This is a genomic window from Ignatzschineria sp. 22MB058224 (assembly GCF_058188435.1).
The window spans coordinates 1,323,079-1,334,331 of record NZ_CP187366.1; the positions used below are offsets into that span (position 1 = coordinate 1,323,079).

Below are 11,253 nucleotides of genomic sequence, written 5' to 3' on the forward strand. Positions count from 1 at the left end.
TTAAGTTTAACCGTTAATATCAAGCACTAGCATCTATTGCGCAATAATAAACCAATTAATATCCTTGACGAAAAGATAAGAATGCTGTTTAATACCCTACATCAGCAACGGCTTGATAGCTCAGTTGGTAGAGCAGCGGATTGAAAATCCGCGTGTCGGCAGTTCGATTCTGCCTCGAGCCACCACTTATTAAACACCTAATGACTTTAAGTTATTAGGTGTTTTTATTTATGCTAAGTTTTTGACATAACGCTTAATCAAACACTATTAATTCGCTATAACTCATTTTCCATTCGATCGACACCCTTCATGTTCAAATTTATTGACCGAATTCAGTGAAACTTAGGTAAATATTGATTATTTCTTATTAAACACATCATTCCTCAAATTCTCGAACTTGACACGCATCAAGCAACCTCAACTATTCTGCCAATCTTATAGATAATTAAATTTTTTTATGGAATAGTATATTTATATTGAATATGTGTTTTTAAAGTTACTCATCTTGATAACAAAGAAGGAAATATTCTATGATGAAACTAATCGGCGCTGACCCATACTTTGTCGTCATTGTTGGGCTTGGAGTTGTGTTTATGATCTGCATGCTCGGCTTTTTAACATGGTTCTTTGCAAAAAAAAGTAAAGAAGAGCGTAGCAGAAATAGCAAATAATATTAAATAAACTTCTATATCACAAATGTTTAAAAAAAATTAAAGAACTATACAAACGCCCTTCAAAGTTGTTTGAAGGGCGTTTAAATATTTGCTCAATCAATTAAAACCTAATCCTTACTACTTTTTTTAGCAGGATCTTGCTTTAAAGAAGCCTCATACGCATCCCATGCAGCCCATTCATCTTCCGCATCTCCTTCTGTCATTGCAGAAGAGAGATAGTAAAAAATCTTCTCACCCAATTTCTCTTCAAGATGATGAATACGCTCTTTAAATGTTACGGGTAATATCGGGTAATCAAAGCCATCACGATCATTACGACAAATTATTAATTTGCCATCACTGAGATCTTTATGTTGCTGATCAGTGACAAAGACGGAGCGAATTTTCTTACCATCATGACTAAAGTTGAATCGTGCTTCGCCTTTTTCTTTATTAACACGTTCACGATCGATAAGATCGCGCATTTCACTTCTTGCGCGATTTTTCTCTTGTTGATCTAAAATGGCCTGATTTTTCTCTCGATCCATCGCTTTCTTCGCTTCATCATACGCACGGATCTCTTCCTGTGTCCGAGCTTTTTCAGACTCAATCTCCGCTTTCAAACCTTTATCACGATGCGCTTGAAATTTCCGCTTTGACTGCTCTTTCTGAACCGTTTTTGCTTTCTCTTTGGATACTAATCCAGCCTTTACTAATTGATCTCGTAGTGACATTTTTATCTCTCTTTATTGCATGTTTTCATCAATCTATGATCGAAATTATGAATTTCAACAAAAAATGGACTTACAGCCATACTATAAGTCCATTATATTTATAAATTTTCAATAACCCATCAAAATTTACAAAATTAATAGAGAATTCGACACTTCAAGGTTCCTTTAATCTCTTTCATATCATTTTGTAACTGCATAGCATTCTCTTCTTTCCCTGAAACATCCAATACCACATATCCTACTTCTCCAAGCGTTTGTAGATACTGAGCATTGATATTGAGATCGAGGTTTGACACTAATTCATTCACAGCACGTAAGATACCCGGCGTATTTTCATGAACATGCAAAATACGATGACTTCCGGGCTGTTTTGGCAACATTACTTCTGGGAAGTTTACCGCTGAAATCGTTGAACCATTATCAGAATAGAGAACCAATTTTGAAGCAACTTCAATACCAATATTTTGTTGCGCCTCTAATGTAGAACCACCGATATGGGGCGTTAAAATGACATTTTGCAGCTCACGAAGTGGTGATTGAAACTCCTCTTTATTCGATTTAGGCTCAACGGGAAACACATCGATTGCAGCACCTGAAAGATGCTCATTTTTGATATTATCTGCAAGTGCATCGATATCTACCACTGTTCCACGCGATGCATTGATCAATACTGCCCCAGGCTTCATCTTCTCAATACGCGCACGGCTCATAAGATTTTTCGTTGAATCAGCTTGCGGAACATGGAGTGTCACTATATCCGCTTGGGCTAATAATTCATCTAAAGTCTCTACTTGATGGGCATTTCCAAGTGATAATTTAGACTCAACATCATAAAAAATAACATGCATACCTAAACTTTCAGCAATAATCCCAACTTGCGTTCCGATATGACCATATCCCACAATCCCAAGCGTCTTACCACGCACTTCATACGAATCTTTCGCTGATTTTACCCAACCACCTTGATGGCAAGCATAGTTTTTATAAGCAATCCCGCGTTTCAGCATAATCATCTCAGCAATCACAAGTTCCGCCACAGAACGAGTATTGGAATATGGTGCATTAAATACTGGAATTGCACGATGTTTTGCGGCTTCTAAGTCAACCTGATTTGTCCCGATACAGAAGCAACCTATTGCCATTAATCGAGATGCTTGGCTGAGTACCTCTTCCGTCAATTGTGTACGGGAACGAATCCCAACAAGATAAGCATCTTTTAATGCTTCTACCAATGCCTCACCTTCAAGCGCTGTTGAGTGAATCTCTAAATTGGTATAGCCTGCACGTTTAAAATAATCAATGGCATCTTGATGAATGCCTTCTAGTAGAACAACCTTCATCTCGTCTTTTGGAAATGATGTTTTTTTCATGATATATCGTATTCCTTAGTTTAAAGCAGCTTCAATAAATTGACGTAAAAGTGCGGCATCATTCGCCATCACCTCTTTTTTCTGCGGCAGAGATTCAATCGCTTCTACCACCGCAACATCAAACGGTGCGTCAGTCACCGCTTGCTTAATTGTTTCATAGAACTTAATAGGTTTAGCTGTTTCTAAGCAAACCTGTGTATGATTATCTAAATAATGACTCCCCACAAAAACACCATCTGCAGTATGCGGATCAATTAACTCATCAGATTCATTATAAACTTTCTGAATCGTTGCAATTCGATCTTGATGATGACTCTCGCCTGACTCAATATCCCACGATTGACGTTCATTCCATAATGAATCATTTGTTAAATCAAAATACCCTTTCTCATCGATTTCCTTCCAAAGCGATTTCGTCTTTTCAGCACCTGCAATAAGGTAAATGAAGCGCTCAAAGTTACTTGCTTTTGCAATATCCATTGATGGACTTGATGTTAAGTGAACATCTTTAGAAGTACGTGGTTTATAGACACCGGTTTTAAAGAATTCGTTTAAAACGTTATTTTCATTCGTCGCTAAAATAAGCCGATGAATCGGCAACCCCATTTTGCGTGCCATAATACCGGCAAAGATATTCCCAAAATTCCCTGACGGAATCACAACATCGATTTTTTCATTATTTGATGCTGTCGTCATAAAATAACCCCTAAAGTAATAAACCATCTGCGCCAAAATACGCGCAAAATTGATGGAGTTTACAGCTCCTAAATGATATTTCTCTTTAAACTCAATATCATTATTAAGTGATTTAACAAGATCTTGGCAATCATCGAAAACACCTTCTACGGCAATATTGTAGATATTAGGATCTTGTACGGAATACATTTGTGCCGTTTGGAATGCACTCATTCGATTATAGGGACTCAGCATAAAGACATTAATACGCGGTCTGCCCTTCATAGCATGAATCGCACTTGATCCTGTATCTCCCGAGGTTGCACCGACAATATTAAGTGTACGATCTTTCTTTTCGAGCACATAAGGAAACAGCTGCCCCAAAAACTGCATCGCCATATCTTTAAATGCAAATGTTGGGCCTTCTGAAAGCCCAAGTACTTTCACATTCTTACCAATTGAACGCTCAGTAATAATGCTGTCGACAGCAAAATTTTCACTGTTATACGCGTTTTCGCACAATTTTTGAAGATCATCCTTTGGAATATCGGTTGCAAAGAGTGACATTACTTCAACCGCTAACTCACTGTATGTCGTAAGCTTACGCCATTTTTCAAGAGTTTCTGTGCTAATACTCGGAATTGTCTCCGGCATCGAAAGGCCACCATCACGGCAAAGCCCTTCTAAAACCACATCACAAAAAGATTTTGGCGTATCGCCCCCACGTGTACTGATATATTTCATTCTTTAATTTTGCCTACTAAATGTGCTGAGTGAAAGAGTATTTCATCATACCGAAACTTTACTGTTTTTTCTCTACGAGTCGATGACAATTTTTTAAAATTTTTGTCTTAAAACGTATTATTAATAAACTATCATAAAATAACAGTGAAAAATTCCTTTTACGACATTTAAGCCAAGAATATTCTCGGTAACTCATCTCAATATGTTAATAACTCTCATTTAAGTCATAAACACGATCTTCATAGCAGGCCTTATATCGATAATAGCGTAATCTTCCACCTTTTTTAAAAGGAAAAAGAGTATTCCTCTACAACAAGCGGTATCATATTCTCCTCACATATTAAAAAATATGCATTAATAGAGACGAGTGTATTTGCCACACAATCACAACACGTTTATTGAGATGCATTCAGAATCATTAAAGCTAATAAAAAGGATACAATTATGAGTCAAAATATTATCAGTGCTCGCCTCGCTGCATTACAAAAACAGATGAGCAAAGAAAAAGTTGATGCATGGTTAATTTTAAGTGCCGATCCTCATCTTTCTGAATATCTTCCTGATCATTGGAAACTTCGGGAATATTTTTCTGGATTTACAGGATCTGCTGGCTCTTTAGTGATTCTCAAAGATAAAGCGTATCTTTGGGCAGATAGTCGCTATTGGGTACAAGCGGCCAAAGAGCTTCAAGGCTCAAATGTGACATTAATGAAACTTGGTGACGGCTCAACACCTTCTTATACGCAATTTTTACAAGATAATCTTGCTGAAAATAGTCGTGTTGCAGTTTTAGGCGACACGATCTCTATCGAAAACTTCGTAGATCTTTTTGAAACATTAGCGGAAAGCAATATTGAACTTACAACAGAGTTTGATCCATTTTCCAATATTATGAAAGACCGGGCTGCGCTTCCATGCGAATCACTCTATATCCATGATCCAAAATTTATATCGGAATCTGCAAGCGAAAAAATTGCTAAAATTCGTGCCGCAATGCAATCCATAGGGGCTGATGTACACCTTGTTTCAACCCTTGATGATATTGCTTGGATCACAAATCTTCGCGGACAAGATGTAACCTACAACCCTGTCTTTTTAGCCTTCTTAATGATTACACAATCATCTGTTACCCTCTTTATCGATGAGCGTAAAATCACTTCCGAAGTTAAAAAATATCTTGGCGAACATAAGATCACCGTTTTCCCATATGATGCTTACTACGATGAAGTGCTAAACATCCCCGAAGACAAAAGTATTATGATCGATGAGAAGCGTAATACTTATGCAACGCTTGAAGCAATTGATGAGAATATTGATGTACTTTATCTACCAAACCCAAGCACGCTTCTTAAGGCTCAAAAAAGTGATGCTGATATTACAAACATCCAAGAAGCAATGCGCGAAGATGGTGTTGCAATGGCGAATTTCTATACCGACTTCGAAGCACGACTTGCCAGAGGTGAAAAACTGACCGAACTCGATGTTGCAGATATGCTCTTAAAAGAGCGCTCAGCACGTCCAAACTATGTGGATTTAAGTTTTGATACGATTGCGGGCTTTAATGCAAATGGAGCGCTTCCTCACTATCGCGCAACCAATGAAGATCATGCAACTGTCTCTGGCGATGGACTTTTACTCATTGATTCAGGTGCTCAATACCAAAATGGAACCACAGATATTACCCGCGTAATTCCTATTGGTACACCAACAGCTGCACAGAAACGTGATTTCACGATTGTCCTCAAATCATTGATCGTCATGAGTGAAACTATCTTCCCTGAAAATATTGCAATGCCCTTTTTAGACGCGATTGCTCGCCGACCATTATGGGAAAATCAACTTGATTATGGGCATGGAACCGGTCACGGTGTTGGCTATTTTATGAATGTCCATGAAGGTCCGCAAGTTCTCTCATTCAGGGCACCGGTGTCGAGCCAAATGAATGTTAAAAAAGGGATGATTACTTCGATTGAACCGGGACTCTATCGTGAGGGTGAGTGGGGAATTCGTATTGAAAATCTTGTAGCGGCAATGCCATTAAAAAATCCTAAAGAGACACAATTTGGACGTTATATGTACTTTGAAACATTAACACTTTTCCCGATTGATCAACGCTTAATGGATCTATCGCTACTCGACACAAAAGAGATTGAATGGCTCAACCGTTATCATAAACGCGTTTATCAAGAGCTTTCCCCAAAAATTACTCGTCCAGAAGTACTTGAGTGGTTGAAAGTTCGCACTGCAGAAATTGGCTAATGTGTAAAACTATTCGATTTCTACTCACTATTTTGCCTACTCAAGAGAATAGAATTCGGATAAACAATATCTAAAACCTATAAAAAAATCTGAATCGCTTAGAGCATTCAGATTTTTTTTGGAAAAACTCAAATAACACACTTATACTGATTGCATTTTATTGATCGCCTCATAAATCGCAATGATATCATCATTATCATAAAGCCCATTTAAAACCATTACAGGCTTTCCACCCATTTTGGTAAAGAGAAGATTCTTTGCATCTGACTTTGCATATGTCACCATTGCAAGAACCCCAGTTTGATCCTTAATGGAAAAGGTTCCATCGGCAAACTTAAACTCCCGAGCACGCCCTAAAATTGGTTTTACCGTTAAGCTTTCCGAACTCAATATGGCAGTTGAAATCGATGTTACATAGAAAAAAACACCCATCAGTATAAAGAGTAAACTTGGAACTCGTGCAACAAAAAGGGATTCGATCACCACAGCTAAGACGATCATAAAAAGCATCACTAATCCAAAATTCGTTTTTGCACGACTCTTGACGGTAAATATTTGATTTGTTCCCATAAAGACTCCTGTTAATAAAAAAATCTAGAAACAAATACGTTTCTAGATCTACTTTTGAAATATTGATTATTTTCAATAAGTTAAATTTTATCGAATCGCTAATGGTGTAAACGACTTCACTAAATCATCGACCGCTTTAACTCGTTCTAAAAATGGTTTTAATAAATTTAATGGTAATGCACTCGGACCATCACATTTTGCTTCATCCGGATTTGCATGCGATTCTAAAAACAATCCTGCTAAACCTGTTGCCATTCCTGAAAGCGCAAGCTCTAATACCTGCTCACGGCGGCCGCCAGATGCTTTCTCTAATGAATTACGTTGTTGCAAAGAATGCGTTACATCAAAAATAACCGGCGCATCGTGACAAACCTTTTTCATAACGCCAAAGCCAAGCATATCCACTACAAGATTATCGTATCCAAAGCAGCTGCCACGTTCACATAGGATGACTTGTTCATTACCTGCCTCTTTAAACTTCTCCACGATATTCAACATTTGCGAAGGACTTAAGAATTGTGGTTTTTTCACATTAATTACACGGCCTGTCTCTGCTAACGCTACAACTAGATCTGTCTGTCTTGCGAGAAAAGCAGGTAACTGGAGAACATCCGCAACTTCTGCCACAATTTTTGCTTGATAAGGTTCATGAACATCGGTAATTATAGGGACACCAAATTCATTTTTTACCGCTTCAAAAATACGCATTCCTTCTTCTAAACCAACACCACGATAAGAGAAAATTGATGAACGATTCGCCTTATCAAATGACCCCTTAAAAACTAAAGGAATATTCAAAGAACTAGTTACCTTTACATAGGCCTCACACGCTTTTAATGTACTTTCTAAATCTTCCAAGACATTAATTCCGCCAAATAGAACAAATGGTTGATGGTTATCAACGGAAATATTCTGAATCTTTACCACTGTCAGCTCCTTACTGTTTAATTCGCTGTTAATTTAAATAAGGGAAAAGCTACTCGCATTCCTAAAATTTTTCTTATTCTACCTCAAATAGGATCATCTGTATTGTCTTAGCTCCTCTATTTACCGGAAAAGACACTTGTTAAACCATCACTATTTTCACAAAAATAGACATTTTTCCTGCTACACTACCCGAATATCTCTCGCTATTAAAGTAATCTGTTATGAATACCAATACCTCCAATAATTATCGAACCGGTGTCCTACTCACGTTAAGCTGCTATGTGATTTGGGGATTTTTTCCGATTTATTGGTATCCGCTAGCAGGCATTGATGCATTACAGCTGATGGCTCAACGAATTGGCTGGGCGCTTTTATTCATCGCTATTATTCTTTGCTTTCGGAAAGAGGATCGACAGCTTTTACGAGCGGCATTTACCAATCGAAAGGTTATCATTACCTTTATTGGTTCCTCATTCTTCCTCTTTCTCAATTGGTCTGTATATCTGTATGCTATTAGTAGCAAACAGGTGCTAGAAGCAAGTCTTGGTTACTATATCAATCCACTTGTATCGATCTTTCTAGGAAGAGTGCTTTTTAAAGAATCACTGACAAAAACTCAATATATCGCCATCGCCATCGCGTCTTTAGGTATCGTTTGGCTAGCTATTTTAGGTGGCAACTTCCCTTTTATTGCGCTTCTTTTAGCATTCTCCTTTGGATTTTATGGCGCGATTAAAAAGATCGCTTCATTACCCCCCCTCCCAGGATTATTTCTAGAAACCCTCTTTATGAGCCCTTTTACCATTATCTATTTGACGATTGCTCATCAAAAAGGCACTTTAATTTTTACAGAGCTCGAAACCCTGCCTTTTTTAGTGCTTATTTTATCGGGCGCTGCTACAACTATTCCTTTACTATTGTTTGCAAAAGGGGCGAAATATATTCCGCTCTCGATTGTAGGAATTTTACAATATGTCTCCCCAACATTGCAGTTTCTCTCCGGCCTTCTAATCTTTAACGAATCCTTTTCCGGCATGCGCCTATTCGGTTTTGCAATTGTTTGGGTTTCGGTCATGATTTACATTACAAGTGAAGTCTATCGAATGCGATCTAATAAAAAACATCAAAGACTTCAAACAGCGAAATAGTCATTATTTCGTTTCGGTGTTACTATCGATTTTAGTGCTTAATTTTGTAAGTCCTTCTTAGATTTAGCACGATCCATCTTCACAAGCGGACCTTTTAAACGTGATAACGAAAAACCTGACAGATGCAGTACCCCAAAGTAGAGAATTACCGTCACTAAAATAGCAATCAACATAAGTGGGAGTTTTAAAATAACGGCACCCATAAACCAAAAATAATCAAAACTCTGAATCCAAAGTAATAATACAATCAAAACAATATTTGCCGGCACTAATGCTAATATTCGACGTACAAACATTCCTCTAAAATGGTGAATATTCATCACTACTAATCCAACTGCTAGTAATAATGCATTAACCCATGCGGCGATGGACGATGAAAGTGCTAGTCCTGCGTGTTGATAATATTTCACTAAAATAAACTGCAAAAGAATATTCACACCAATCGCAATAAGACTAAAGTACATCGGTGTTTTAGTGTTTTGACGCGCGAAATAGACCGGCGCTAAGATGCGAATAATAAAAAATGCAGGGATGCTAATCGCATAGGTCATTAAGCTTTTTCCTGCCATCACAACATCCGTTGCATAAAATTCGCCACGCATAAAGAGAATCGCCAAGAGAGGTTCAGCAAGAAATATCAGCCCAAGCATTGCCGGAATGCCAAGAATTAAGGAGAGCTGAATGCCCCAATCAATCGTTTTTCCGAGATTTTGATAATCCCCTTTTGTATTCAGTTCTGATAATCGAGGTAAAATAACAGTTCCTAAAGCAACTGCAAATGTACCAATGGCAAACTCCACTAAACGATCTGAATAATAGAGCCAAGTAATACTGCCAGTTTCTAAACGAGAGGCAAGCTGAGTATTAATTAAGATATTAATCTGACTACTCGATGAACCAATCAATGCCGGCACCATCAAAATCATCACCCGTTTTACGCCGGGAGCGGAAAATTTAATACGCGGTCTTGAAATTAACCCTTCACGCTTAACCGCATAAAAAAGCACTAATAGCTGTGCAATACCTGCCAAAAACACTGCATACCCCAAAGCGAGTATCGGCTCTGCAAATAAACCACTCATTAAGGCGCCAGCCATTAAAAAAAGGTTTAGCAAAATAGGGATTGCCGCAGGAATTGCAAACTTATTCAACGCATTTAAAACGCTGCTATACATCGCCGTCATACAGATAAAAAATAGGTACGGCAACATCAAGCGGAGTAGATCTTGTGTCAAAGCGAATTTTTCAGGTTCATAGATAAATCCTGATGCAAAAAGCACAACCATTTCCGATGAGAAGATGACACCGAGAACAGTAATCAATAACAAGATCATTCCAAGAGAACCACTGATCTGTGCTAAAAAGAGTTTAAGCTCTGCCTTACTCTTTTCTAAACGATATTCACTAAAAACAGGAACAAATGCCTGATTAAATGCGCCTTCCCCAAAAAAACGGCGAAATAGATTAGGAATACGAAATGCAACGCTAAACGCGTCCATTGCGGCAGTAGCTCCGAAGAAGCTTGCAAAGACGATATCACGAATCAATCCCATTACTCGAGAGAGAAAAGTAAACCCACTAACGGTAAAGAGAGATCGAAAAAGTGATTGCTTCATAATTTCCTTCAAGCTAAATTCGCGCTCCTTGATTATACTCCTTTCTCTAGGAACATAAAAAAACCTCGAGAAAATATTTGATCTGCGAGGTTTGATACCGACAATTATCGTTATAAATCAATTTAGAGCGGTCTATAACGATCTATAATTTTTTCCACTTACTTCTTCATCATCTTTGCTAGATCAGCAAAAGGATTATGTGTTGCAATAGCTGTTTTCCCATCGGTATTTTTAGTAGCATTGTTATAGGCTTCTTCGAAGCGCTGATGCTCATTATCATGGCAATAAAGGCAAAGAAATTCCCAGTTACTCCCATCTGCTGGATTATTATCATGATTATGATCGCGATGATGAACTGTTAATTCTCGCAAATTACGATGGTCAAACTCCCGCTGACAGCGTCCACAAATCCATGGATACATCTTTAACGCCTGTTCGCGATATCCTTGCTCTCGTTTTCGTCGATTTTGATGGGTTTGTGCAATAATTTCATCTAATCGTGAAGAAGAATTTGTCATTACCGTAATCTCCAATATGTCCATCAATTCATCATAGCG

At 38.0% G+C, this 11,253-nt stretch carries 10 protein-coding genes and 1 tRNA gene; 4 read left to right on the forward strand and 7 right to left on the reverse strand.

The window, feature by feature from the left end:
• The first annotated feature begins 109 nt into the window (after window positions 1–109).
• Window positions 110–185 (forward strand) — tRNA-Phe (locus ACPF7B_RS05745).
• 345 nt (window positions 186–530) lie between these two features.
• Window positions 531–671, forward strand: a complete 141-nt coding sequence (locus tag ACPF7B_RS05750; protein WP_490504885.1) for a hypothetical protein — start codon at window positions 531–533, stop codon at window positions 669–671.
• A 110-nt stretch (window positions 672–781) separates the two neighbouring features.
• Here ACPF7B_RS05750 and ACPF7B_RS05755 read toward each other — a convergent pair whose 3' ends face one another.
• The 3 genes from ACPF7B_RS05755 to thrC form a co-directional block, all read right to left on the reverse strand.
• Window positions 782–1,387, reverse strand: coding sequence for a DUF2058 family protein (locus tag ACPF7B_RS05755; RefSeq protein ID WP_490504886.1), 606 nt, complete (start codon window positions 1,385–1,387; stop codon window positions 782–784).
• Window positions 1,388–1,521: 134 nt separating this feature from the next.
• The gene (gene serA / locus ACPF7B_RS05760) at window positions 1,522–2,757 is read right to left on the reverse strand and encodes a phosphoglycerate dehydrogenase (protein WP_490504887.1); all 1,236 of its coding nucleotides are present in this window, start codon (window positions 2,755–2,757) and stop codon (window positions 1,522–1,524) included.
• Between the two features lie 15 nt (window positions 2,758–2,772).
• Window positions 2,773–4,176, reverse strand: coding sequence for a threonine synthase (gene thrC, locus ACPF7B_RS05765; protein ID WP_490504888.1), 1,404 nt, complete (start codon window positions 4,174–4,176; stop codon window positions 2,773–2,775).
• A gap of 444 nt (window positions 4,177–4,620) precedes the next feature.
• Between thrC and ACPF7B_RS05770 the strand changes: the two genes are divergently transcribed.
• The gene (locus ACPF7B_RS05770) at window positions 4,621–6,435 is read left to right on the forward strand and encodes an aminopeptidase P family protein (protein ID WP_490504889.1); all 1,815 of its coding nucleotides are present in this window, start codon (window positions 4,621–4,623) and stop codon (window positions 6,433–6,435) included.
• Between the two features lie 141 nt (window positions 6,436–6,576).
• Here ACPF7B_RS05770 and ACPF7B_RS05775 read toward each other — a convergent pair whose 3' ends face one another.
• Window positions 6,577–7,005, reverse strand: coding sequence for a hypothetical protein (locus ACPF7B_RS05775; RefSeq protein ID WP_490504890.1), 429 nt, complete (start codon window positions 7,003–7,005; stop codon window positions 6,577–6,579).
• An 87-nt stretch (window positions 7,006–7,092) separates the two neighbouring features.
• The gene (gene kdsA, locus ACPF7B_RS05780; RefSeq protein WP_490506504.1) at window positions 7,093–7,938 is read right to left on the reverse strand and encodes a 3-deoxy-8-phosphooctulonate synthase; all 846 of its coding nucleotides are present in this window, start codon (window positions 7,936–7,938) and stop codon (window positions 7,093–7,095) included.
• Between the two features lie 215 nt (window positions 7,939–8,153).
• Here kdsA and rarD point away from each other — a divergent pair, with 215 nt between their 5' ends.
• On the forward strand, window positions 8,154–9,080 hold the full coding sequence (gene rarD / locus ACPF7B_RS05785; protein ID WP_490504891.1) for an EamA family transporter RarD: 927 nt from the start codon (window positions 8,154–8,156) through the stop codon (window positions 9,078–9,080).
• A gap of 38 nt (window positions 9,081–9,118) precedes the next feature.
• Here rarD and murJ read toward each other — a convergent pair whose 3' ends face one another.
• Together murJ and ACPF7B_RS05795 are read right to left on the reverse strand one after the other, a co-directional pair.
• A complete protein-coding gene (gene murJ / locus ACPF7B_RS05790) occupies window positions 9,119–10,696 on the reverse strand; it encodes a murein biosynthesis integral membrane protein MurJ (RefSeq protein ID WP_490504892.1) in 1,578 nt (525 codons plus the stop codon).
• Between the two features lie 158 nt (window positions 10,697–10,854).
• Window positions 10,855–11,214: a YajD family HNH nuclease gene (locus ACPF7B_RS05795; protein WP_490504893.1), complete on the reverse strand. Its 360-nt coding sequence runs from the start codon at window positions 11,212–11,214 to the stop codon at window positions 10,855–10,857.
• Window positions 11,215–11,253: the final 39 nt, after the last annotated feature.

Bases quoted from the DNA above. Each gene is read 5' to 3' on its own strand.
- ACPF7B_RS05770 (WP_490504889.1), top strand. From the start codon at position 4,621: ATGAGTCAAAATATTATCAGTGCTCGCCTCGCTGCATTACAAAAACAG.
- serA (WP_490504887.1), bottom strand. From the start codon at position 2,757: ATGAAAAAAACATCATTTCCAAAAGACGAGATGAAGGTTGTTCTACTA.
- ACPF7B_RS05795 (WP_490504893.1), bottom strand. From the start codon at position 11,214: ATGACAAATTCTTCTTCACGATTAGATGAAATTATTGCACAAACCCAT.
- ACPF7B_RS05775 (WP_490504890.1), bottom strand. From the start codon at position 7,005: ATGGGAACAAATCAAATATTTACCGTCAAGAGTCGTGCAAAAACGAAT.
- rarD (WP_490504891.1), top strand. From the start codon at position 8,154: ATGAATACCAATACCTCCAATAATTATCGAACCGGTGTCCTACTCACG.
- ACPF7B_RS05750 (WP_490504885.1), top strand. From the start codon at position 531: ATGATGAAACTAATCGGCGCTGACCCATACTTTGTCGTCATTGTTGGG.
- thrC (WP_490504888.1), bottom strand. From the start codon at position 4,176: ATGAAATATATCAGTACACGTGGGGGCGATACGCCAAAATCTTTTTGT.
- ACPF7B_RS05755 (WP_490504886.1), bottom strand. From the start codon at position 1,387: ATGTCACTACGAGATCAATTAGTAAAGGCTGGATTAGTATCCAAAGAG.
- murJ (WP_490504892.1), bottom strand. From the start codon at position 10,696: ATGAAGCAATCACTTTTTCGATCTCTCTTTACCGTTAGTGGGTTTACT.